Source organism: Oleiagrimonas sp. C23AA (assembly GCF_011759385.1).
Lineage (GTDB): Bacteria > Pseudomonadota > Gammaproteobacteria > Xanthomonadales > Rhodanobacteraceae > Oleiagrimonas.
The window spans coordinates 227203-252144 of sequence record NZ_JAARLY010000002.1 but is presented as its reverse complement, the minus strand read 5'-3'; the positions used below and the strand labels follow the sequence as shown (position 1 = coordinate 252144).

At 66.8% G+C, this 24942-nt stretch carries 17 protein-coding genes; 3 read left to right on the top strand and 14 right to left on the bottom strand.

Going from position 1 to position 24942, the window contains the following annotated elements; all coding sequences use genetic code 11:
• The first annotated feature begins 168 nt into the window (after positions 1–168).
• Complete coding sequence (locus tag HBF24_RS04165) at positions 169–1704, top strand: MFS transporter (protein WP_167169426.1); 1536 nt, start codon at positions 169–171, stop codon at positions 1702–1704.
• A 90-nt stretch (positions 1705–1794) separates the two neighbouring features.
• Positions 1795–2700, top strand: coding sequence for a 2-dehydropantoate 2-reductase (locus HBF24_RS04160; protein WP_167169423.1), 906 nt, complete (start codon positions 1795–1797; stop codon positions 2698–2700).
• On the opposite strand, the gene HBF24_RS04155 is transcribed toward HBF24_RS04160, so the two are convergent.
• Positions 2697–3296, bottom strand: coding sequence for a class I SAM-dependent methyltransferase (locus HBF24_RS04155; RefSeq protein WP_167169421.1), 600 nt, complete (start codon positions 3294–3296; stop codon positions 2697–2699). The two genes, HBF24_RS04160 and HBF24_RS04155, sit on opposite strands and share 4 nt — an antisense overlap.
• Before the next feature lie 70 nt (positions 3297–3366).
• On the opposite strand from HBF24_RS04155, the gene HBF24_RS04150 reads away from it, so the two are divergent.
• Positions 3367–5271, top strand: coding sequence for an ATP-binding cassette domain-containing protein (locus HBF24_RS04150; protein ID WP_167169417.1), 1905 nt, complete (start codon positions 3367–3369; stop codon positions 5269–5271).
• Positions 5272–5288: 17 nt separating this feature from the next.
• On the opposite strand, the gene phaZ is transcribed toward HBF24_RS04150, so the two are convergent.
• From phaZ to HBF24_RS04085, 13 genes are all read right to left on the bottom strand, one after another.
• Complete coding sequence (gene phaZ / locus HBF24_RS04145) at positions 5289–6569, bottom strand: polyhydroxyalkanoate depolymerase (protein ID WP_167169414.1); 1281 nt, start codon at positions 6567–6569, stop codon at positions 5289–5291.
• Between the two features lie 413 nt (positions 6570–6982).
• Positions 6983–8107, bottom strand: coding sequence for a prephenate dehydrogenase (locus HBF24_RS04140; RefSeq protein ID WP_167169384.1), 1125 nt, complete (start codon positions 8105–8107; stop codon positions 6983–6985).
• A 69-nt stretch (positions 8108–8176) separates the two neighbouring features.
• Positions 8177–9523 carry an ATP-binding protein gene (locus HBF24_RS04135; protein ID WP_240922184.1) on the bottom strand — a complete coding sequence of 449 codons (1347 nt, stop codon included), beginning with the start codon at positions 9521–9523 and terminating at the stop codon, positions 8177–8179.
• On the bottom strand, positions 9516–10889 hold the full coding sequence (locus HBF24_RS04130; RefSeq protein ID WP_240922181.1) for a sigma-54 dependent transcriptional regulator: 1374 nt from the start codon (positions 10887–10889) through the stop codon (positions 9516–9518). Before HBF24_RS04130 ends, HBF24_RS04135 begins: the two co-directional genes overlap by 8 nt.
• Before the next feature lie 260 nt (positions 10890–11149).
• Complete coding sequence (locus tag HBF24_RS04125) at positions 11150–12967, bottom strand: FtsX-like permease family protein (RefSeq protein WP_167169378.1); 1818 nt, start codon at positions 12965–12967, stop codon at positions 11150–11152.
• Entirely contained in the window at positions 12964–13557 is a 594-nt protein-coding gene (locus HBF24_RS04120) for an ABC transporter permease (protein WP_167169376.1), read from the bottom strand. Before HBF24_RS04120 ends, HBF24_RS04125 begins: the two co-directional genes overlap by 4 nt.
• A 2-nt stretch (positions 13558–13559) precedes the next feature.
• Positions 13560–15989, bottom strand: a complete 2430-nt coding sequence (locus HBF24_RS04115; RefSeq protein ID WP_167169373.1) for an ADOP family duplicated permease — start codon at positions 15987–15989, stop codon at positions 13560–13562.
• Between the two features lie 9 nt (positions 15990–15998).
• Positions 15999–18449: an ABC transporter permease gene (locus HBF24_RS04110; protein ID WP_167169370.1), complete on the bottom strand. Its 2451-nt coding sequence runs from the start codon at positions 18447–18449 to the stop codon at positions 15999–16001.
• Positions 18446–19210 carry an ABC transporter ATP-binding protein gene (locus tag HBF24_RS04105; protein ID WP_167169367.1) on the bottom strand — a complete coding sequence of 255 codons (765 nt, stop codon included), beginning with the start codon at positions 19208–19210 and terminating at the stop codon, positions 18446–18448. Before HBF24_RS04105 ends, HBF24_RS04110 begins: the two co-directional genes overlap by 4 nt.
• Positions 19211–19560: 350 nt before the next feature.
• Positions 19561–20817, bottom strand: coding sequence for an HlyD family efflux transporter periplasmic adaptor subunit (locus HBF24_RS04100; RefSeq protein WP_167169365.1), 1257 nt, complete (start codon positions 20815–20817; stop codon positions 19561–19563).
• 278 nt (positions 20818–21095) lie between these two features.
• On the bottom strand, positions 21096–23201 hold the full coding sequence (locus HBF24_RS04095; protein WP_167169363.1) for an amylo-alpha-1,6-glucosidase: 2106 nt from the start codon (positions 23199–23201) through the stop codon (positions 21096–21098).
• A gap of 7 nt (positions 23202–23208) precedes the next feature.
• On the bottom strand, positions 23209–24279 hold the full coding sequence (locus HBF24_RS04090; protein ID WP_167169361.1) for a glycosyltransferase family 4 protein: 1071 nt from the start codon (positions 24277–24279) through the stop codon (positions 23209–23211).
• 112 nt (positions 24280–24391) lie between these two features.
• Complete coding sequence (locus HBF24_RS04085; protein WP_167169359.1) at positions 24392–24883, bottom strand: Hsp20/alpha crystallin family protein; 492 nt, start codon at positions 24881–24883, stop codon at positions 24392–24394.
• Positions 24884–24942 lie beyond the last annotated feature (59 nt).

Genomic DNA, 24942 nt, shown 5'->3' with positions numbered 1-24942 from the left:
ACACCCACTGTGCCCGGTGCACGCGCCATGCGGGCAACCACTCTCTTTTCATCATGGCTTTTCTAAAGTCCTTTCCGGGCTGAGGCGGCGCGCCGCTTCTCACCATCAGGCCATCGATAAGGACGACCGCGGGTGACCGAAGAGAACAACGTAACGGTGTCGGCGCGAATGCTGCGTGATTGGTTCCGGCGCGACGTGGAATATCCACTGGCGCGGCTGGTCGGCGGCCCGGCGCGGCTGAAGGTGATCGCCCTGCTGGCCAGCGTGCTGGGTCTCGATTCGGCCGACAAGGCCACCGTCGGCGCCGTCGCCGCGCAGCTGGAAAAGGCGCTGCACATCGGCAATGTGGAAGTGGGGCTACTGGTCAGCGCCTCGACGGCGGTGGGCGCCATTCTCACGCTGCCGTTTGGCATTCTGGCCGACCGCGTCAAACGCACGCGGGTGCTGGTGTGGGCCATCCTGGCCTGGTCGCTGACCATGGTACTGAGCGGCGCCGCCGGCTCGTACACCTTGCTGCTGATCAGCCGATTGCTGCTGGGCTGCATCGTCGCCTCGGCCAGCCCCTTGGTGGCCTCGCTCACCGGTGACTTTTTCCGCCCGGGCGAACGCGGGCGCATCTTCGGCTACATCATCGCCGGCGAGCTGGTCGGCGTGGCCGTGGGTTTTCTGATTTGCGGCAATCTGGCGGCCTGGTATTCCTGGCGGGTGTCGTTCTGGTCGCTGGCGGCACTGGGCCTGCTGCTGGCCGGGGTGATCTGGAAATTCCTGCCGGAACCCGCCCGCGGCGGCTACAGCTACGTGCCCGAGGGCGCCGAAGAAGTCCCATCGGAAAACGACATCGATGCCTCGCAGCCGCCGCCGCAGGCCCGACGTGAGGACGAGACGGTCTGTGAGGAAAGCGACATCGACGAGCAGTGGAAGCGCTGCCATGTGACACCGCACAGCGACCAGATCCTGCACGATGACCCCACCAGCATGTCGCTTTGGCAGGCCGTGCGCCATGTGCTGTCGGTGCGCACCTACCGCACGCTGATTCTGGCCTCGGCGCTGGGCTACTTCTATTTCACCGGCCTGCGCACATTCGCCATTGTCTACATGCGCCGCCAGTTCGATCTGGGCCAGGCCATGGCCAGCACACTGTCGGTCGGCATCGGCCTGGGCGCGGTGGTCGGCGTGCTGTTGGTGGGCCGACTGGGCGATGCCCTGATTCGCCGCGGCACGCTGACCGGACGCATCTGGACCGGCGGCCTGGCCTATCTTCTGGCGACGGCCGCTTTGCTGCTGGGTCTGGTCTGTCACAGCCTGTTGCTGGCCGCACCGCTGCTGTTCCTGGCCGCCGCCGGTCTGGGGGGCGCCAATCCGGCGGTGGATGCGGCGCGCCTGGACGTGATGCACTCGGCGCTGTGGGGCCGCGCCGAGGGTGTGCGCGCGACGTTGCGCTTTGCGCTGGAGGCCGGTGCGCCGCCGCTGTTCGGCTACCTGGCCGGCAAGTTCAGCCACGGCGACGGCATGCTGCAGGACGCCAGTCGGGCCGTCACCAAAGGCAGCAACGATGCCACCGGCCTGCAGATGGCGTTTCTGGTCATGCTGGTGCCGCTGCTGGTGGCCGGCTTGATCATGCTGCTGCGCACGCGTCGCACCTACCCGCGCGATGTGGTCACCACCATCACTTCCGAGCACGCCAGCCGCGATCCCAAGCTGTAGCGTTGCGATTGGACCAAAGTCGCAGCATCGCCACCACAGCACCCGCGCCGGCATTGGCTACCATGAAGGCTTCTTCCAACGAGACAGCGCATGAAGATCGCAGTGATGGGCGCCGGTGCCGTGGGTTGCTACTACGGCGGCATGCTGGCGCGGGCCGGACATCAGGTCACCTTGATTGGCCGCGAGCGGCTGGTGAAGGCGGTGCGCGAACACGGCCTGCACATGGAAACGACGCGCTTCGATGAAACCGTACAGCTGGCCGCCGACACCTCGCCGCAGGCCGTCGCGGATGCCGAGCTGGTGCTGTTCTGCGTCAAATCCGACGACACCGAGAGCGCCGGCCGTGCCATCGCCTCGCATCTTGCCGAGCGGGCGACCGTGCTCAGCCTGCAAAACGGCGTCGACAATGCCGAACGCCTGACCCAGGCACTGGGCCGTGAGGCGGTGCCCGCGGTGGTGTATGTGGCCGTTGGCATGGCCGGCCCAGGCCACGTCAAACACCACGGTCGCGGCGAACTGGTCATCGGCCCGTCCACGCACAGTCAGTCCATCGCCGAACAGCTCAGCGACGCCGGTGTGCCGACGCAGGTATCGGAGGGCGTGCTCGAAGCGCTGTGGTCGAAACTGACCATCAACTGCGCCTACAACGCGCTCTCGGCCATCACCCAGCTCCCCTACGGCGAGCTGATCGAAGGCGAAGGCGTGGTCGATACCATGCGCGCGGTGTTCGACGAATGCCGTGCCGTGGCCGATGCCGATGGCATCGCCATCAAGCCAGGCCTCTGGCAGCCACTGCTGGCACTCGCACAGCAAATGCCCGGCCAGTACGCCTCGACCGCGCAGGATTTGGCCCGCGGCAAGCGCAGCGAGATCGACCACCTCAATGGCTACGTGATCACGCGCGGGCAGGCACATGGCATCGCCACGCCGGCCAACCGCACGCTGCATACGCTGGTGCGGCTGATCGAAAATAAGCGCGATCGGCAAAGCACCTAGGCGGGCTTGCGCGCGATCAGGTCGATCAGCGCCGACATGCCCTCGTGACGGCCTTCGTGCAGCTGGGCGTCGTAACTGGCCAGGTGCTCGATATGCAGATCGGCGAAGGCCTCGCGCAGCATCGGCTCGGTATACATGTTTTCCGCCTGCGGCGGCCCGCCGGTGCCATAGGCCAGCTGTTCGGGACGATAGCCCTGCAACAGGAGCACGCCACCCGGCTTCAGCGCCTGCTGCATGTCGGCGAACATGCGTGCGCGAAATGCCGGATCGGCAAACTGGATGAAAATGCCGACGATCACATCAAAACGGGCCTGGCCAAATTCCCAGTGCGCCAGGTCGGCCAGCTCGTAGCGCAACGAAACACCGCGCTCGGCGGCCAGCCGACGACTCTTGTCCAGCCCCACCTGCGAGCCATCCACGGCCAGCACGTCCAAACCTTGCTCGGCCAGCCACACGCCGTTGCGACCATCACCGTCGGCCACGGCCAGCGCCGTGCCGTGCGCCGGCAGGCGCGAGCGCTGCGCAAGCAGGAACGCGCTGGGCGCGGTGCCGAACAGGTAGCCCTCGCCCGAATAGCGCTCGTTCCAGTCGACCATGAGCGGTTCTCCTTAAAGTCTGGTGGATTTCGCCTGCATTCTACGCGCCCGGCCCCGGTACAATGGGGTCATGCCTCTGATTCAACTTCTCAATGTCGACTACAGCGTCGGCGGCCCCCTGCTGCTCGACGGCGTGGATTTCACCCTGGAACCGAACGAGCGCGTCTGTGTGGTCGGCCGCAATGGCGCGGGCAAGTCCACCCTGCTGCGCCTGCTCGATAGCCAGATTCACCCCGACGACGGCGAAGTGCGCCGCAGCGACGGCGTGCGCGTGGCCCGGCTCACCCAGGAAGTGCCGCAGGATGCGCACGGCAGCGTGTTCGACGTGGTCGCCGCGGGCCTGGGCGATCTGGGCGCGCAGTTGGCCGCGTTCCACCACGCCGCGCAAGAAGGCGACACCGACGCCATGGCCGCCGCGCAGGCGCGCATCGAGGCCGGGCACGGCTGGGATCTGGAAGGCCGCGTCACGCAGACCCTGGCCAAGCTGGAACTGGATGGCGAGGCCGATTTCGCGCGCCTTTCCGGCGGCATGAAGCGCCGCGTGCTGCTGGCGCAGGCACTGGTCAGCCAGCCCGACGTGCTGCTGCTGGACGAACCGACCAACCATCTGGACATCGAGGCCATCGAATGGCTGCAGACGTTCCTGAAAAGCTTCGCCGGCAGTCTGGTGTTCATCACCCATGACCGCCGTTTCCTGCGCGCGCTGGCGACCCGCATTCTGGAAATCGACCGTGGCCAGCTGACCTCATGGCCGGGCGATTACGACAACTACCTGCGCCGCCGCGAGGAGCGCGCGCATGCCGAGGCCCAGGCCAACGCCGATTTCGATCGTCGCCTGGCGCAGGAAGAAACCTGGATTCGCCAGGGCATCAAGGCGCGCCGCACCCGCAACGAGGGCCGCGTGCGCGCACTGAAAACCATGCGCCAGGAACGCGCGCAACGCCGCGAGCAGTCCGGCACCGCGCGCATGCAACTGGCCGATGCGCAGGCCTCGGGCAAGAAGGTGATCGAAGCCCGGCACCTTGACCTCACCCTCGGCGATCGCCGCCTGGTCAGCGATTTCTCCACCACCGTGATGCGTGGTGATCGCATCGGTCTGGTCGGTCCCAACGGCGCGGGCAAGACCACGCTGATCAAGCTGCTGCTGGGCGACCTGAAGCCCGATGCCGGTGAGGTGAAGCTGGGCACCGGGCTGGAAGTGGCCTATTTCGACCAGTACCGCGCCCAGCTCAACGAAAACCTGTCGGCGCTGGACAACGTCGCCGAGGGCCGCGAATACATCGAGCTCAACGGCCGACGTACGCACATCATGGGCTACCTGCAGGACTTCATGTTCAGCCCGGAACGCGCCCGCGCGCCGATCACGCGTCTGTCCGGCGGCGAGCGCAACCGCCTGCTGCTGGCGCGCCTGTTCGCCAAACCGTCCAACCTGCTGGTCATGGACGAACCGACCAACGACCTTGACGTGGAAACCCTGGAGCTGCTCGAAGAGCTGCTGGCTCAATACCAGGGCACGTTGCTGCTGGTCAGCCATGACCGCGAGTTCCTGGACAACGTGGTGACCTCCACCCTGGTGCTGGAAGGCCACGGCCGCATCGGCGAGTACGTCGGCGGCTATGAAGACTGGCTGCGCCAGCGCCCGAAAGCGCCGGAAGCGCCGCTGGTGGTGGGCAGCGCAGCCACCGCGGCACCGCGCGCCGACAGCACGCCATCCAGGACGGCAGCGGCAGCCTCGCCCGAGCCGGCCAAACCGGCGAAAAAGAAGCTCAGCTACAAGGACGCGCGCGAGCTGGAACTATTGCCCAAGCGCATCGAGCAGCTGGAGTCCGACATTGCCGAGCGTACCCAGGCCATGGGCGAGCCGGCCTTCTTCCAGCAGGCGCCGCAAGCGATCACCGAGGCCAACGAGGCGCTGGCCGCGCTGCAGGCCGAGCTGGACGAAGCCTACACGCGCTGGGAAGCGCTGGAAGGCTGACGATAACCAGGTGCGGCTCAGTCGTCCGAGCCGCGGACCTCGTCAAGCTCATGCGGCACGTGATAATCGGCGATGAACTGGCGCAGCTTGGGATAGACCACGTTGCGCCAGCGCCGGCCGCTGAAAATGCCGTAATGGCCGGCGCCCTCCACCATCAGGTGGTGCTTGTCGGCCGGCTTCACCCCGGCGCACATTTCCAGCGCGGCCTCGGTCTGGCCCAGGCCGGAAATATCATCGTGCTCGCCCTCGATGGCCATCAGCGCCGAGCCGGTGATGTCCTGCGGCCGCACACGCTTGCCGTTGACGTCCCACTCGCCGCGCGGCAGCAAGTGACGCTGGAACACCACATCGATGGTGTCCAGGTAGTACTCGGCGGCCATGTCCAGCACCGCGTTGTACTCGTCGTAGAACTTGCGATGCGACTGGGCATCGTCCAGATCGCCCTGCACCAGATTGCGGTAGAAATCCCAGTGCGAATTGAAGTGCAGGCTGGGATTCATGGCCACAAAGCCGGCATGCTGAAGAAAGCCGGGATACACCTGCCGGCCATGGCCCGGATAGTTTGCCGGCACCGGATGAATCACCGTGGACCGGAACCACGACAATGGCTGTGTGGTGGCCAGGTTGTTGACCTTGGTCGGATTACGGCGCGGGTCGATCGGCCCGCCCATCATGGTCAGCGTGCGCGGCACCTTGGCGCCGTCGCTGGCCATCAGTGACACCGCCGCCAGCACCGGAACCGTCGGCTGGCACACACTGATCACGTTGAGATTCTCGGCGCCGATGTGCTCGATGAACTCGCGCACATAGGTCACGTAATCGCTCAGATGAAACGGCCCGGCCTTGGCCGGCACCATGCGTGCATCGGTCCAGTCGGTGATGTACACCTTGTGGTCGCGCAGCAGCGTGCGCACCGTGTCGCGCAGCAGCGTCGAGTGATGTCCGGACAGTGGCGCGACCACCAGCACAATCGGCGAGGCGCGCAGACGCGCCAGGGTTTGCGCATCGTCGCTGTAGCGCTTGAAACGAAGCAGTCGGCAGAACGGCTTTTCCAGCGCCACGCGTTCCAGCACGGCCACATCCTGGCCGGCCGCCTGCACCTTGTGGATGCCAAAGTCGGGCTTTTCGTAATCCTTGCCGATGCGATACATCAGCTCCGAGGCCGCCGCCACCCGCTCGGCACCTGGCAGCCGCGACAGCCAGCTGCCTGATTCGGAAAACATGCGCGACATCGCCTCGGCCCCGTAGGCCCAGGGGCTCATCGCCGCACGCTGCATCTCACGAAGGGTGTAAAGCATGACGACCTCATCCAGCCGGCAGACAACGCAAAGCATATTCTACCGCACTGCAACATAGAATGTGCGTATTTGGCATGCATTACATGCCACGACGGTTTGATTTAAACAGCCTGAATGCCTCGCATTGCCAGCATCACGGCCTACAGGCGCTATGTCACGACAAGAATCAGGTCATGCCGCCACGCCGAACGCGCTTCCGCAGGCGCCCATGAATGCACATCGCGCTGACAACGCTTGGCGCCGCAGCGTGTTTTGCTGCACTCGCACACACCAAACCACCCAGTCAGGTAAGGCGCACGGCGACGCTCCTGCGTGCATATCGCCAGGCTGATGCATCAGGCCGGCACGCGTCTGGTCCGGCGCATGGGGAACCATTTGACGAACGTGGTGGCCTAGAACCATTGAGGCCGATATCAGCGTGCGCCGCTGGCCAGCACCTGGCCGATACCGGCTTCCTCGATGGCCAGCGCCACTTCATCGATCACCGCGCGCGGCGTGCCCGCATCGAAGCCGATGCGAAAATGCAGCCGCCCGGCCGCGGTGCGTGAGGAGTGGATGGAGTCCAGGGTGATGCCACGCGACTCGAACACGCTCAGCAATTCACGCAGTGACCCTGCCCGGTCGCGCGGAAGCCACACGCTCAAGAAACACGGCTCATCCAGGTCCGCCCGCAGGTAGCCCAACTGCTCGAAGGCATGACTGCCCGTAGCCAGTGCGTCGCTGCCGACATAGGCCGCGCTGTCGGCCAGCAAATGCGCGCGCATGTCCTCGCGCGCCGCTTCGTCACCGCGCGACACATCATCGATCAGGCGCTGCAGATGCGCCCCCAGGCGCGCCAGCATCGGCGCCACGTGCGGGTTCTCGAACTGAATGTCCTGATAGATGGCCGGATTGCCGGCAAGCATGCGCGTCGTGGTCACGCGGTCCAGCTCGTAACCGACCGTGGCAAACGCGGCCAGGGCATCCAGACCACCCACCGCCGGCGCCAGCTCGCGCCAGGTGGCGGCCTGTGCCATGTGGCTGGCATGCACCATGCCCTGCACCAGTGCCATGGCCTGATCATGCCGCTGCGGGTCGCAGGTGACGCAGCGTGCCTGTGAGGCGGCAAGAAACGCCTCCAGCCACGGTCGCCAACGCGCTAGCCGCGCCTGGCATACCGCCATGGGATAGCCTTTCAGCGTCGGCGCCTTCGGCGGCGCGCACATCGGGTGCAGACCGACCACTTCGGCCTTGGATGCCAGCATCGCCGCCACCGGCGTGCTCTTTATCGAGGTGATATCCAGCCATAGCTGGTCCGCTTCGGCACCACTGGCGATATCCACATAGTGCGCAATCAGCGCCGGCGTATGCCGGATCGGCGCACTGAACACCAACACGTCGCTGCGCTGGACAAGCGCGCGTTCGGACAGGCTCTCATCACCGCCGGGGTCACGACCGACCACCGTCAGCCCCATGCGCTCGACAAAAAACTGCTGCAGCCAACGCCCGTAGGCGCCTGCGTTGCCGACAATGCCGATCACTGGTTTGGATGCGCTCATCTTGTCACCCGGTGCTTGATCCACACTCAGCATGCCGCGCCTTGCGGCAGCGCAGCAGGGCCAGAAGACCTAGTCGGTGCTTGGTGCTGTCGCCAACGGCAACCACAACCTTGCACACGCGCCACACTTGCCGTCGGCGCGCATCAGCAATTGCGCCTGGCCCTCGTGCGCCTCGGCAATCTGTCGCACCAGCGCCAGGCCGATACCCGAGCCGCCCGGCTTGGTGGTGAAGAACGGCACGAACAGATTCTCGCTGGGCGGCGGGCCCGGGCCATCATCCAGCACTTCGATCAGTGCCTGCGCATGCTCGACACGCCAGGCGATGCTGACCTCGCCGTCCTGGCCGGCCGCCTCGGCCGCGTTGCGCAATAGATTGATCAGCGCCTGTTCCAGCTGATCGGCATCGGCCCAGACATGCAGCGCCGCCCCCCCGGTCACCACCACCGTCAGCGAGGTTTCCATGCTGGCCACACGACGACACAACGCATCCAGCTCGACACGTTTGCGCTGCGGCGGCGGCAATCTGGCCAGGCGGCTATAGCCGGCCAAAAAGCGCCCCAGTGACTCGGCGCGACGTCCGATCACCTCAAGGCCCGAGGTCATGTCCTCGCGCCAGTCGTCCGGCAATGGATCGCGTGCCAGCAGACTGGCCAGTGTGCCCGCCATGGAGTGGATCGGCGCCAGCGAATTGTTGACCTCGTGCCCCAGCACGCGCAGCAAGCGCTGCCAGGCGGCGCGTTCTTCCTCGCGCAGGGCACGCCCCACGTCGCTCAGCACCATCAGCTGTGCGCTGTGACCACCGCTTCGCAAGGGCGCGCGGCGCACTTCAAAGCGCCCTTCACGGCCGGCAAAGCGCTGGCGTATCAACGATCCACTGGGCTGGCTCCAGACCTCGTCCAGACCCAGCTCGGCCACGGTGCTGCCAAACATCGCTTCGCGCGTGCGCGCCAGCAGCTCGCAGGCCGCCGGATTGGCCAGGCGCAAGCGGCCGTCGCGATCGAACACCATCACCGCGTTGTCCATGGCGGCCAGGGTCTTGCCGAGCAGGAAACTCGATTCCTCGAACGCCAGGCGTTCATCCTGCAGCCGTTCGGCCAACGCATTGATGTCGTAGATGACATCGCCCAGCATGCCGCCCTTGACGCCACGCAGGCTGTAATCGCCCTGACGCAGCGACTCCAGCAGGCTGCCCAGCGAGTAGATGGGATAGACCACGCGCCGAAACTGCCAGCGCACCAGCCATGCGGTAAGCGCCAGCGGCACGATCGCCCAAAGCGGCTTGGCAAACAGCTGCGGCCAGCAGGCCACCAGCCCACAGCTGGCGGCGGCCGGCAACGCGCACAGCGCGCTGCCCCACAGCACCTGCCGCTCGAAACGCGGCATCTGGCTGCGACGTGGCGGTGCCGGCTCAGTCATGGGCCTGTTCGCGCAGGCCGTACTTGTCCAGGCGCCGGTACAGCGCCTGCCGCGTCAGCCCCAGCGCATCGGCCGTCTGCTGCAGGTGCCCGTGATATCGGCGCAAGGCGCGGGCGATCAGTTCGGCCTCGGCCTGATCCAGGGTCATGGCCTCGAAATCGCTCTCGGCTGCGGCATCGGCGCGACCGAAATGCAATGCCGCGGCGCTGACCTGGTCGTTCTCGGCCATCAAAGCGGCGCGCTCCATCAGGTGCGAGAGCTCGCGCACATTGCCCGGCCAGCGCCAGGCCAGCAGCGCCTGCTCGGCCGACGGCGCCAGATGCATGCCGCCACGTCCGTAACGCATCGCGCTGCGGGTCAGGAAGGCACGCGCCAACGGCAGAATGTCCTCGCGCCGCTCACGTAGCGGCGGCAAGGTCAGTTCCACTGTATTGAGCCGATAAAGCAGATCCTTGCGAAAACGCCCTTCGCGCACGTCATCTTCCAGGTCGGCATTGGTCGCCGATACCAGGCGTACGTCGGCGTTGAGCGTGCGCGAGGAACCCAGGCGCTCGAACTCACCATCCTCCAGCACCCGCAGCAACTTGGGCTGTTGCGAGGCCGGCACGTTACCTACTTCGTCCAGGAACAGCGTACCGCCGTCGGCCAGCTCGAAGCGGCCCATGCGCTCGCCCTTGGCGTCGGTGTAGGCGCCACGCACATGGCCGAACATTTCCGACTCGAAGACGTTCTCGGCAATGGCGCCCATGTTCACCTTCACCAGCGACCCGCGGGCACGCGAGGACAGCGCATGCAGGCGCGCGGCGATCACGCCCTTGCCGGTGCCATTCTCGCCGCGCAGCAACACACTGGCATCGCTGGGCGCCACGCGCGCCACTGCCTGCATCAGCCGCTGCATGTCCGGCGACTGGCCGATGAAGTCATCCTCGTCATCACCGCGCAGCAAGGCATTTTCCGCTTCCAGCCGCCGCTGACGACGCATGGCGCCGGCCAGTTGCAGCTGGGTGCGCAGCACCTGCACCAGACGGGCGTTGTCCCAGGGTTTTTCGATGAAATCCGCCGCGCCGCGGCGCATCGCCTGCACTGCCAGCGGCACATTGCCCCAGGCGGTCATCGCCACCACCGGCATATCCGGCACGTGCTGGCGCAATTGCTCGATCAGGGCCAGACCTTCCTCGCCCGAGGTGGTGTCACGGCTGTAGTTGAGGTCGACCAGTGCCACATCCACCTGACGGCTGCGCGCGGCACGCTCGGCCGCTTCCGGTGTCTCGGCGCACAGCGCCGACAGCCCCTCGGCCTTGAGCAACATGCGCAGGGCCTCGCGCACATCGGACTGATCGTCAGCGACCAGCACCTGAGGATTCATCGTCTCTCCCATACGCGCAGTGTAGCGGCGAATGGCAGCGCATCGCGTATGGCACGCTGGCCGCAACCGAGCAAAAAAGTAAATTGGAAAAGCAGAGCGCCGGCGGGGGAAAAGGCAGCTGGGGAGCGTCCTGATTTTCCTCACACCGGCGCTCTGCCTTCCAAAGTGAAACGTCTGCCATGTGCCGTGCCGCACGGCGCAGGCGCGGGTTCCTAACAGGCGCGTTCGATCACGTATCGCTCATCGGCGACACATCGCCCTCACTCATAGCGCAGCGCCACGGCCGGATCGACGCGCAAAGCGTGCCGTAGCGGCAGCCACGTAGCCAAAGCCATGGCCAGCAAAATGACCGCCACCGACAGCGCAAACACCGTCAGGTCGTGCGGCTGCATGGGCAGTGCCGAACGTGCCAGCAACGAGGTCCACGGCCAGGCCAGCGCCAGCCCCATCAGCAAACCAAGGCCCGCCTGCCAGACCAGCCGTTGCGCGACCTGAGCGATGATCGCCTGATGCCCGGCACCAATGGCCCGGCGGATGCCGATTTCGCGCGTGCGCTGCGCCACCGAGAACGCCAGCACGCCATAAAGGCCGAGCCCGGCCAGACCCAGCGCCACCGCCCCCAACACGCTGAACACCTGCGACAACACACGTAACCCCAGACGATCCATCTGCTCCAAGCGCGCCTGGCTGAAGGCGCGGTAGACGGCCACCTGCGGCAGCACCTGCTGGACGCGCCGGCGCAGACTCGGCAGATAACTTTCCGCCTGCGTGGCCTTGGTGCGTATCGCCAGCGATTGCACAGAGAAGTCACCGGCCATCTGTCGCCACGCCAGCAGCACTTCCGGCTGCGGTGGATCGAACGGCCCGGTGGCGCGCAGAGGCGGGATCACACCAATGACCTTGAATCGCTCAACGTGCGCCTCCGGGTGCAATACCAGAGTCTGCCCAAGCGCCTCGCGTCCCGGCCACAAGCGCTGGGCAGTTACCGTGTCGATGACCGCCACAGGCGCGCTGGTCGCGTCATCCTGCGCGCCGAAAAAGCGCCCCTTGAGCAACGGCACGCCGTAGGTGGCGAGGAAATGCTGATCGACCATGCCAGTGTGCGCATCGACCCAACCCTGGGCGGGCTTGGGCTGCCCCTGCGCGGCGATGTACTCGTCGCTGCCGTAATCGTATTCGGGGATCAGATTGGCCAGCGTCACCGCCGCCACGGCCGGATCGTCCCGCAAGTGCTGTGTCAGCCGAAGGACACTCTCGACCTGATGCGCATTCCCACCGTTCGAGACCGGAAAAGCCAGCCTTGCGGTCAATATCCGCTCGGGTGCCACCTGCCCCGCCGCCGGCTGCGCCAGTATCTGCCGCAGGGTTTTCACCAGCGTGCCGGCTCCGGTCAACAGCACCACGGTCAGGGCAATTTCGGCGACCACCAACACGCGCGCGACACGGGCGAAACCCGACGCCGAGCCCTTGCTGCCGTCGCGCAACAGGCCCGAGATATCTTCCCTGGACACCCGCCATACCGGAATCACTGCAGCCATGGCGGCACACAGCAGCGCCATCACCACCACGAAACCCAACACCGGCGCACCGACACCGCGCTGGGTGAAGCTACTCAGCGCCTGGTCGTTGTCGGCGTATATCTGGATCAGCCACTGGCTGCAGCCGTGCATGATCGGCAGCGCCACCAGCAGCGCCGCCGCACTCAGCCACACGCTGCCAAGCAAGGCTTCCATCAGCAGCCGTGAGCGACTGCATCCCAACGCGCCTTGCAAGGCCAGTTCATGGCGCCGGCTCAGTACTTGCACCAGCTGGAGGTTGGCCACATTCATGCACGCCAGCAGCAGCACCAGGCAGCCGGCGGCGAACATCAGCCCGACCCAGCGGCGGATATCCTCGTGCACGGCGTAAACGCCCAACGGCTTGGCAGTGAGCTGGCGCGCGCGATGCGCGCCGTGGATCAATGGATCGAGCTGCGACTGCAGGCTGGCCAATTGCTGGCGCAACGCGGCCAGCGAGGTACCCCGCGCCAGCCAGACCAAACCCTCGACATCGAAGTCCTGTGCCGCCTTCAAATTCAACGGCGTCCACAAGGTGGCCGGCCCGGAAACTGAAAGCGTGACGGCATCACGCCAACCACCGTGCGCCATTGGCCATTGACCTGAATTTTTCGGCCCAGAACCGCTTTGTCAGCGTGGAAGCGGTGACGCCACAAGGCGGCACTCAGCACCACCACTGGCGTGGCACCAGGGCGCTCATCGGCAGCGGTCAGCCCACGACCGAGCAAGGGCTTGGCACCAAGCATATGCATGGTCGATGCGGTCATCTGCCCGCCCTGCTCGAAGCTGGCGGGTGTATCGCCCCCGCCTTCGAGCACATAGCTGGCCACCGGGAAGGCGCCGTGCCGGCGCACGCCCTGCAGCGAGCCCCGCATCGCCAGCCACTCGCGGCTGCCCACATGCCCAATGCCGATGCCATCGACATGCGCATGTCCCACCACCACCAGGTGGTCAGCATGAGCGAACGGCAGCGGCTCCAGCACCGTGCGCTGCACCAGACTGAAAAGAAACCCCACCATGCCCAGCCCGACACCCAGCACCAGCACCGAAATCGCCGTGTGTCCCGGACGGCGCGCCAAACGCCGCCCTGACTGCCAAAACGTGCGTAGCATGCTCATTCCCCTCTCAAGGCTCGCATCGGCGGGGTACGCGCTGCGCGCAAAGCCGGTACAAGACAGGCCAACAAACCGGCGAACGACAACGTCAGCGCCACACACAGCATTGCACCGGGATCAAACAGGCCACTGCGCCCGATCTGCTCCATCACCGCACGCAACATACTGGTAAAGGAAAGCGCCAGCACCACGCCGAGGGCCAGTCCAATCGCGATCTGCAGCAAACCACCCCGCAATACCAACTGGATCAGTCGCGAGGATGACGCACCGAGCGCAGTGCGCACGCCGAACTCGCGCTCGCGTGCCGCGACCGCCACCGCCATCACCGCGTACAACCCCGCGGAGGCCAGCAACAACGACAAGGCCGAGAAAACGCCCACCAGCAGAAGATTCAAGCGCACCGCGTCCAACGTGGAGGCCACCACGTCCGACATCGTGCGCATGTGGGCGATGGGCTGATCCGGCGCCACCTCGGCAATCGCCTGACGCAATGCCTCGCGATATCCGTTCGGATCGCCGTGCACGCGAATCGTGAACCGCATCGGCTCGAAACTGCGGAACACACGCAATGCATCTTCCGAAACCTGCGCAAGCGGCACGTAGAGCACCATGGGCTCCGAGCCCAGCGGACCGAACTGCTTGGTGTTGCCGACGACGCCGACAATACGTGCCGACCAACCGCTCTCGCCGTGGAACTGCTGAATCGTCTTGCCCAGGGCATGCCCGCCATAAAGCTTTTCGGCCATGGCCTGATTGACGATAGCCACAGCCTCGCTACCCCGGATGTCGTTGCGCGAAAACGCGCGTCCCTGCAACAAATGAATCCCGAACAGCTGAAAGAAGCCGGGGCCGACCGCGTGGTATTGACTATTGAAGTCCTCGCCACCCGGTGCGTGCAGGGCCCCGATATTGAATTGGTCGAACCGGGTTCCGCCGGGCAAGTTGGTCATGCCGACAGCGCTATCGACACCGGGAATACCACGGAATCGCTCCACCAGGCGACGGGACAGTGATACGACCGAGGCGGCGTCCGGATATTCTGCTTTCATCGGCGCCAGATCCACCGTGAGAATCCCCTGACTGGCATAGCCCAACGGCGTGCGTGCGGCATCGTAAAGCGTATGCAGAAACACGCCAGCCACACTGAGCAACGCCATGGCCAAGGCCATCTGCACGACCACTAGCGCCCGGCCGAGACGACCGCTACGCACGCCGATGCTACTGCGCCCACCTTCGCGCAATTCGTCACTAGACATGCCGGAATGGCTGCGCCACAAACCCAGGACTGCGGTCAGCAACGCACCAGCAATCCCTAGCGTCAGTCCCAGAACCCACACCGACGCTCTGAGATGCACCCGACCACCAGACAACCATGCCGCGGGAATGAAATGCTGCAGCCATGCCATCGCCAAAGCAGCCAGAAGCACCCCGAGCAGCGCTCCGCCGACACCGATCAACAAGCCTTCGGCCAGCACAGGCAAGACAAGCCGCAAGCGCGTCGCACCCAGCGCGCGACGCACGGCGACATCGTGGTTGCGCGACAACGAGCGCAGCAACATCAGATTGGTGAGATTGACCAACGCAATCAGCAATACGAACAGCGCGCTGCAAAGGAACAGGATCAGTTTGGGGCGGCTGTCCGCATGCATCGCCTCGCGAAAACCCTGCGCACCGAGGCGGGCGTGCAGCCAGTATTTGTTGCCGGACTGCACGTACATGGCGTGCAGACGTGCATCGACCTGCTGCGCGACACTGGCTACGGTCGTGCCCTGGTCGAGTCGGGCAACCGCCATGTAGTTGGTTCCGTCATCGAGTGATCCCGCGCGCAAAGCTGTCGGCAACATGATCTCGCCGTCGTTGCCCACGGCATCGAAACTGGCCGGCAGCACACCGATGATGGCGTGCGGCACCCCTTCCACTTGCATGTCGCGCCCGATCACATCGGGATCGCCGCCGTAGCGCCGCAACCAGAAACCATGGGTCAGAATCACCACCTTCGGCCCATGCGGCGCATCTTCCTGGGCATTGAAGTTACGCCCCAATTGCACGTGCAGACCCAGGGTCGGCAACAGATGGCGGTCGGCGTAGGTCACCGGCACCTGCTCCGGCGCGCCGCCGCCGGCAATGTTCGCCGTGGGCGTGAAGCGCTCCATCAGTCCGATCGAACGTACTCCGGAAAGCGATTGGAGATGCTGGTACTGCTGTGGGGAAATGCCCGACACCTGCCCGCCGTCGAGCGGGCCGAGCACGGCCAGACGCGAGACCTGCGGAACCGGCAAGGGCTTCAGCAGCACTTGATCGATCAACATGAACACCGATGCCGTGGCCCCAATGCCCAGCGCCAGTACCGCGGTCGCCAGCAACACAAACCCCGGCCGGCGCAGGCTGGCGCGCCAGGCACGCCACATTTCACTCAGTACGATGCTCATAACCTCGCCTCACTCCCCGCGCAGCGCGCACATCGGCTGCACGCGCGATGCTCGCCATGCCGGCCGCAGGCAGGCCACAAAACCGGCCAGCGTAAGCACCACGCCCACCAATGACCACGCCAACGGGTCCACCTGATCGATGGTCCCCACACGCGTTACCGAAAGCGCCGCCGACATGTGGGCGAGAACGCGAGCCGCACCCCATGCCAGCGCTATGCCCAGCAGCAGACCGATCGCCACCTGGTACATACCGCCACGCACAATCAGTTGGGTCATCCGGGCCGGTGACGCGCCCAGCGCCATGCGGGTGCCGAACTCGCGTTCGCGGGAGGCCACGGCCACCGCCATCACCGCATACAAGCCCGCCACCGCCAGCAGCAGCGCCAGCGCAGCGAACAGGCTGATCAGCCACAGGCTCAGGCGAGCGTTGGCCGTGGTTTGCCGAACGATGCGGCGCATGGGCTGCACATGGGAAATGGGCTGAGCGGGCGCCACCTCGGCCACCGCCTTTTGCACCGCTGCGCGCCAGTCGCCCACCCGGCCCTGTACGTGAAGGGCAAAGCGCAGCGGCTCTATCTTCTGCACGATCGCGAACGTGGATGCAGGCATCTGCGCCAACGGCAGATAAAGTACCGGGGTTCTAGGCGCCAACGGCCCATACTGATAGGTGCTGGCGACCACCCCGGCAATGCGCACAGGCACGGCCGGTCCCTCGGCCATGTCGATCTTGATCAGCTTGCCGACGGCATGGCCGTCGTAATACTTGGTGGCCAAATCACGACTGACCACAGCCACCGGCTCACTGCCGCCCGTGTCGTCATGCGTGAACACCCGGCCCTGATACCGGGTCATGGAAAACAACTGGAAAAAGCCATTTCCCACACCATGCAGCTGGGCATAGAACTGTTTGCCGCCGGCCGCTTCAAGACGATTGTTGAACTGATCATAGAGCCCATCACCTGTGGGCAGGTTGGTGGTCACGGCCGCATCCGTCACGCCGGGAATCAAGCGCAGGCGCTGCACCAGGCGCTGCGACATCGCCTTGACCGCCTGCCCGTCTGGATAGTGGGCTTTCACCGGCGCCAGCTCGAAGGTGAGGATGTGCTCGCTGGAAAAGCCCAGCGGCGTCTGCGAGGCGGTGTATAGGCTGTGCGCGACAACGCCGGCTGAGCTCAACAGGGCCATGGCCAAAGCCACCTGGGCCACCACCAGCGCGCGTCCCAGGCGGCCGCTGCGCAGCCCCAACCCACTGCGTCCACCTTCGCGCAGGGTGTCCACGCCCATGGCGTGACGGCTGCGCCAAGCGCCCAGGCACGCCGCCAGCAGCGCACCGATGATGCCCACGGCAAAGGCCAACACCCACGCCATCGGCCCCACCGTGATCTGGCCACCATGCAGCCACTCGGCTGGAATGCGATCTCGCAAGGCCACCAATCCGGCCCATGCCAACGCCATGCCAACCAGAGCCCCGCCCGCGCCGACCAACAGGCCTTCGCCCATGGCAGGTAGCAGCAGGCGAAGAAATGGCGCGCCCAAGGCATGACGCACAGCGGCATCATGGCTTCGCGACAAGGTGCGTAGCAGCATCAGGTTGGTCAGATTGACCAGGGCGATCAGCAGCACCACGGCGGCACTGGCAGTGAACAGCATCAACAGCGGCCGCTCACCACGATGCAGGGTGACGTCCAGCGTGGCAGCGCCAAACTGTGGCCGGTCCCAGTGACCGCCCATGCCCATATCGCGATACATCGCCCGCTCACGTGCATCGGCCTGCGCGGCCACGTCGTGAATCGATACACCACCATCAAGGCGGGCAATGGCCATGTGGCCGCTATGGTTGTAATCACGGCTGGCCGCTGGCAAAGCCAATGGCAGAAAGATACCGCCAGCGTGCGACAAGGTATCCAACCCCTTGGGCAATACGCCGATGATGGTCGCCGCGCGCCCTTCCACCTGCATGCCCTGGCCCACCACATCGCGTGCGCCGCCATAGCGGCGCTGCCAAAGACCGTGGCTCAGCAGCACCACAGAGGGGCCGCCAGGACGATCCTCGGCAACACTGAAATTTCGCCCCAGCACGGGCCGAACCCCCAGCGCAGGAAGCAGGCCGCGATCGATGTAGGTCACCGGGATCTGGCGCGGTGCGCCGCTACCGGAAATATTGGTCACCGAGCCAGGACGGATAAGGCCCAGTGACTTCACGCCCGGCATGTGCTTGAGATACTGATACTCGTGTGGCGAGATCGGCCCCACTTCGCCCGAAAAAATTTTGCCCAGCACCACCACGCGTGATGCCTGCGGAAATGGCAGGCGCTGCAGCAATGTGCCGTTGATCAGGGCAAACACTGCCACGCTGGCACCAATACCCAGAGCCAGCACGCCGGCCGCCAGCAGCACGAACCCCGGACGGCGCAGGCTGGCTCGCCAGGCGCGCCATAGTTCGGTCAGAGCGACGTTCACGCCGGTGCGCCGGTGTGCGGGGCGATCAGCGCTTCGAGGCGGGCTTCATCCTCGCGGCGCAGGCGCTCGAAGGTGTCCTCGTCCACCACGCGGCCATCGAACAGGCGGATTTTGCGCTGGGCAAGCTCGGCATAGCGCGCATCATGGGTAACCATGCAGATGGTCGAGCCGGCTTTGTGCAGCTCGTCCAGCAGTGCCATCACGGCTTCGCCGTTGCGCGAGTCCAGGTTGCCGGTGGGCTCGTCGGCCAACAGGATCGCCGGCTTGCCGACCAGCGCGCGCGCCACCGCCACGCGCTGTTGCTGGCCGCCGGACAGCTGCGCCGGGTAATGACGCATGCGGTGCGCCATGCCCACGCGCTGCAGCGCCTCCTCGACGCGTTGGCGGCGCTCGGCGGTGCCGATGCCGCCGCGATAGGTCAACGGCAGCTCCACGTTCTCGGCCACGGTCAGGTCGCCGATCAGATTGAAGGCCTGGAAAATGAAACCGATGTGCGCATTGCGAATGCGCGCCCGGGCCGCCGCGTTGAGGCCGGCGACGTCGTGGCCGTTGAGCACGTAGCGGCCTTCGCTGGCGGTGTCGAGCAGGCCCAGGATCGACAACAGCGTGGTCTTGCCGCAGCCGGACGGACCGGAGATCGACACGTATTCGCCCTGGGCCACGCCCAGGTGCACTTCGCTGAGCGCGTGGGTCTCGACCTCGTCGGTCTGGAACACCTTGCGCACGCCTTCGAGGGTGATGACGGGCTCGGACGCATGCATGGCTTCATCCTTGTCGAATGGGTTGAAAACAGGGAAAGAGAAACTGCGCACCCCGGCACGGACCACCCGCCGTCGCCACCCGGGCGCACGCTGGCAGCACGTGTCTGCAAACGTACCAAGTCACCGGGTCCCCGCCTGCGCCGGGATGACGATGGATACCCTTCGGATGGCGGCAGACGTCTCCGACGGCAAGGCACCCGGCACGCACTGGGCGCACTGGGCGCACTGGGCGCACTGGGCGCACTGGGCGCACCGGGCGCACCGGGCGCACCGGGCGTGCCGGGCGTGCCGGGCGGCGCACGGCCGTGTCCCGGCCGCATGGCGGCATGCCGCATACGGGGTCCGGACGCTCATTCGACCCGGATCCGGTCGTAGCCGTCCCACTGGCTGGTATCGGACAGGATCACCTGGTCGCCGGCCTTCAGGCCGTGCAGCACCTGCACGCGGTCGACCGAGACCGCGCCGATGCGTACCGGCACCCGCGTGGCGATGCCGCTGGCCGGGTCGAGCCGGAACAGGCTGATGTCGCCATGGGCCTTGGCCTGCGCCGGGCGGCCGACGGAGAGCACGTGCGCCAGCCGCGCGACCAGGATGCGACCGTCCACCGACAGATCCGGCCGCGCGCCGGGCGGCAACGGACTGCTCAGGTGCACGTCCACGCGCACGCTGCCGTCGGTCACCGCCGGGTCGATGCGCGAGACGGTGCCCTGCACCAGACCGTTGTAGGTGTCCACCGTCACCGGCATGCCGAGTGCGACGTCCTTGGCCTGCACCTCCGGTACCTGCAGCCGCGCGATCAGCACGTCCGGCCGCGCCACCCGCGCCAGGTTGGCACCGGCGGCGACCTGCTGGCCCTCCTGCACCGGCACCTGCTGCAGCAGCACGCCGCTGATGCCGGCGCGCACCACCAGTGCGTCGGCCTGGCGCTGGCGCAGCACCAGGTTGCTGCGCTGCTGGTTGAGATCGGCCGTCGCCGCGGCCAGCTGTGCCTGCATTGCTCCGGCGAAGGCGACGACGCGCTGTGTGTCGATGTCCACGCGGTACTTGAGCTGTTTGAGTGCGATCAGCTCCTGCTGATATTCCACACGCGGAATCAACTGCTGCCTGATCGCCTTGGCATCGGCTGCGGCTTTCACCCGGGCCGAGGCGTAGGCGGCCTGGGCATCGGCTTCCTGGGCGCGCGTATCGAGCAGTTGCGAATGCAGCTGCGCACGCTTGGCCGCCACCTGTGCCCGCGCCGCCGCCACCTGCGCCTGCGCGTTGCGCAGGCGGTCCTCGACTTCCGGATTGCCCAGACGCATCAGCACCGTGTCCGGTTTCACCCGGGCGCCGGGCCAGACCAGGATCTTTTCCACCTGCGCCGGGGTCGCCGCCGCCAGCCAGCGGCTTTCCAGCGGCACCAGCGTGCCGGTGGCGCGCACCTCGCGCAGCATCGGGCCATGCTTGACGGTGTCGATCCAGACGCTGGCGCGCTGGACTGTCGGCAACGCGGGGCCGAGCCGCCACAGCACGACCGCCAGGACGGCGGCGGCACACGCGCCGGCGCCGATCATCCAGCGCAGCCGGCGCCGCTTGCGGGTCTTGAGGGTGGTGTTGGCGACGTCCATGCGACGGCTTTCGCAAACCGTGTGCCAACCGTGTCCGATGCCACCGCGGGCTTGTATATCAACGGCTTGTGTGATGCCCAGGCGACACCCGCCGGCGCCGGTGCGTCCGCTCGCGGACGCCGTGTCCGATAACGGACGCACCGGCGGGCAGCAATCCCGAATCCCGGTCCATGATCCGTCGATCCGCGTCGGACCGCACCGTCCGCGGCACCGCAACCATCCACCGGGCCTGGCGCGGCCGCCGCGAATCAGCCACGGCTCCGCGCCAGACCCGGCGGCTAGATTCGCGCCAGCACGTCGATACCCGGATCGCCGCCGGTGCGGTACGCCACCACCCGCCCGCCAATGCGCTCGAAACCGATGTCGATGCCGCCCCTGCCCACCGCCAGCCGTTGCAGCGACAGGCGGTCCAGGCCGTGCGGCAACCGTGGCCGGTCGAGGTGCACCACGCCGCGGCGGCCGTCCACGCGCAATCCCAGGCAGGCCTGCAGCAGCATGAACACCGCGCCAGCGGCCCAGGCCTGCGGCAGGCAAGCCACCGGATAGGCGACCGGCGGCTCACCGGCGGCACGGTTGAAGCCGCAGAACAGTTCCGGCAGGCGCATGCCGAAATGCGCTGCCGCCTCGAACAGTTCGCCGAGGATGCGCACCGCGCCGTCACGGTCGCCATAGCGCGCCATGCCGGCCGCGCACAGGGCCACGTCGTGCGCCCACACCGAACCGTTGTGGTAGGAGGTCGGGTTGAAGCGCACCTGGTCCGAGGCCAGCGTGCGCACGCCCCAGCCGCTGTCGAACGCCGGCGAGCGGAACTGCCGGATCACCGCCTGCGCGCGTGCCGCAGCCGGCAGGCCGACGTACAGCAGGTGGCCGGGATTGGAGGTGCGTACCCGGCACAGTGCGCCGTCGCCGTCGATGGCCAGGCCGTAGGTGCCCAGCTGAGGGTCCCAGAAATGGCGTTCCACCGCTTCGCGCATGGCCGCCGCACGCCGGCGCCAGCGTGCGGCGGCAGCCGCGTCCTCGCGCCGCTCGGCCAGCGCCGCCATCGCGCGCCAGGCGGCGAAGGCATACCCCTGCACCTCGACCAGCGCGATCGGCGCGCGCGGCAGGCGGCCATCGGCGTGGAACACCGAGTCGCCGCTGTCCTTCCAGCCCTGATTGGCCAGGCCGCTGTCGGCGCCGCGATCGTAGGCCAGCCAGCCCTGCGGATGCGCGTCGCAGGCACGCTCGATCCAGCCACAGGCGGCGATCAGCGACGGCCACAAGGTGTCGATGAAAGCGTCGTCGCCGGTGCGCTCGGCGTAGGCGCCGGCCAGCATCACGAACAGCGGTGTGGTGTCGACGCCGCCGTAGTACAGGCCGAACGGCAACTCCTGCAACTGCGCCATCTCGCCCTTGCGCGTCTCGTGCATGATCTTGCCCGGCGCCGAGTCGCGGAACGCTGAGGTCTCGTGCGCCTGGTGCCGGGCCAGGAAGGCCAGCACCCCGCGTGCCAGCGCCGGGTCCAGCCACAGCGTCTGCAGTGCGGTGACGATGGCGTCGCGACCGAACGGCGTGGAGAACCACGGGATGCCGGCATACGGATACGGCCCGGTTGGCAACTCGCTGGTCAGCAGTGCGATGTCGGCGCCGGAACGCTCCAGCCAGGCGTTGAACAGATGGCCGCTGCTGCGCACGTGGGCGCCGCGGCGCCGGCGCGCGCGCATCGTCCGGCGCGCCTGCGCGGCGGCATGGCGGAAGCGGGCGCGGCCGGGCCGCGCCGGCTCGGCACCGATTTCGACGTACAACTCGCTGCGTCCCAGCCGTGGCAGCGTGACGACGAAATCCGCGGCGTCGGCGGCGAGCGCGTCCGGAACCCGGGAAAACGCGATCACGCTGCGGCGCAGGCAGCCATCCAGGCCGGCGTAGCGCAGCGCCACCGACTGCGTGCCGAGCTCGGCCGCCAGCAGGCGCCCGCGAGCGCCCCGGTACGCGCCGCGGACTTCCATCATGTCGTGGAAGTCGGCTGCGAACACCAGGCGCAATGGCAACCGCAGCGGCTGCTCGCCATAGTTCACGCAGGCGATACGCTCGTACAGGCGCCCGTCCCACAGGAAACGCATGCGCTCCATGTAGGCCGTGCCGTGCGGCATCGGCCGGTCGCCCAGGTGGGCGGTGAAGAACACGTTGTCCTGGCTGACCGCGGCGCTGAGCAGTGACGGCGGGCGACCGCCGACCTGCAGCCGCCAGCACGACAGCACGCGTGTGTCGTCGCGGAACAGGCCATCGTCGCCGTCGCCACCGCCGATGTCGCCATGGGCGTCGCAGACGACGAAACTGTCGCCGTCCTTGAGCGCGAACAGGCTGCGCGCGGTCGTCGCCGCACCCTGGGTCACGTTCGCGTCCATGGCCGCCTCAGGCATATTGCGCCGACTGCGGATCCGGAGCCGGCGTGCCGGTCGCTGCCAGGCGCCGGTAGATGGCCAGGTAGCCACGTGCCATCGCCGTCGCCGAAAAGCGCCGCTCGAATGCCTCGCGCACGCGCCGGCGATCCAGCTCGCGTACCTTGCGGACGGCGGCAGCCGCTTCTTCCTCCGAACGCACCACGAAACCGCTGATGCCGTCCTCGACCACCTCGCGCACGGCACCGCAATCCCAGGCGATCACCGGCGTGCCGCAAGCCATGGCCTCGATCATCACCAAGCCGAACGGCTCGGGCCAGTCGATCGGGAACAGCAGCGCGCGGGCATTGCCGAGGAAGTGCTGCTTGCCTTGATCGCCGATCTCGCCGATGAAGCGCACCAGCGGATCGTCCAGCAGCGGCTTGACCTGCTTGTTGAAATAGTCGAGATCGACGGCATCGACCTTGGCCGCCATGCGCAGCGGCACGCCGGCGCGACGCGCGATCGCCACCGCACGATCGGGCCGTTTCTCCGGCGCGGTGCGGCCGAGAAAGGCCAGGTAGTCGCCGGCCGGCTCCGCCACCGGCCGGTACAGGTCGGCCGGCAGCCCGTGCGGCACGGTGCCGGCCCAGTTGGCGAAACGCAGCGGCTGGCGCTGCTGTTCGGAAATCGACACCAGCGGATAGTGCGGGAAATCGTGGTACGCCTCGGCCAGGCCCTTGAGGTCCAGACGCCCGTGCAGCGTGGTCAGGGTACGGCTGGCACGGTCCTCGAAGAACGGCAGGTGCAGCAGCTCGGTATGAAAATGCAGGATGTCGAATGCATCGGCGCGGCGGCGCACCTCCTGCAGCATCGACAGGTGCGAGGCAATGTCGGACTTCAGCGGCGCCGGGTCCAGGCGCACGGCGCAGTCGCGCACGGGCACCAGGCGCGCGCGGGTGTGCGCATCGGCGCTGGCAAACACGGTGACCTCGTGGCCGAGATCGACCAGCGCATCGGACAGGTAGGCCACGATGCGCTCGGTGCCGCCGTAAAGACGCGGCGGTACCGACTCGTACAACGGAGCAATCTGGGCAATACGCATGAATCGCTACCCCCTTGGAAAAAGGCGGCCGGCGCGCACCGCCGCGCCGACCGCGGGCCCTAGAATAGGCCGCCGGCGGAAGAAGCCGGCGGCAAAACGGAAGCAGCCACGCTCAGGCGGCCTTCGAGACGCGGATGCGCACCGGCTCGGACTGCGCCTGCGGCGACTTCGGCAGGGTCACCGTCAGCACGCCGTTGCGGAATTCCGCCTTGGCCTTCTCCGGCTCGATCTCCACGTCCAGCGGAATGCGGCGCTCGAAACGTCCGTAGAAGCGCTCGCTGGCGCGGCGCGCGTTGTCGTCGCGGCCGCCCTTGCGTTCGCCGCGCAGGACCAGAGCCTGGTCGACGAAAGTGACTTCGACGTCGTTCTCGTCCATGCCCGGCAGCTCGGCACTGAGTACGAGCGCCTTGTCCTGCTCCTCCAGCTCGATGGCCGGCCAGCCGCCCATGCCGCCGACGGCCGCTGGCGCGTCGAACTGGCGCCACAGGTCGTCGAACAGGCGGTTGACCTCGCGGTGCAGGGAAAGGAATGGATCACGCGCCTGCGGCTGGGTCGCCAGCGCGGTGCGGTTACGGTTCCAGGGGATGAGTTGACTCACGCTCATGACAATCACCTCCAACGCATCGATCGGTTCGGTTGCCGGTGCCGCGGCATTCGCATTGC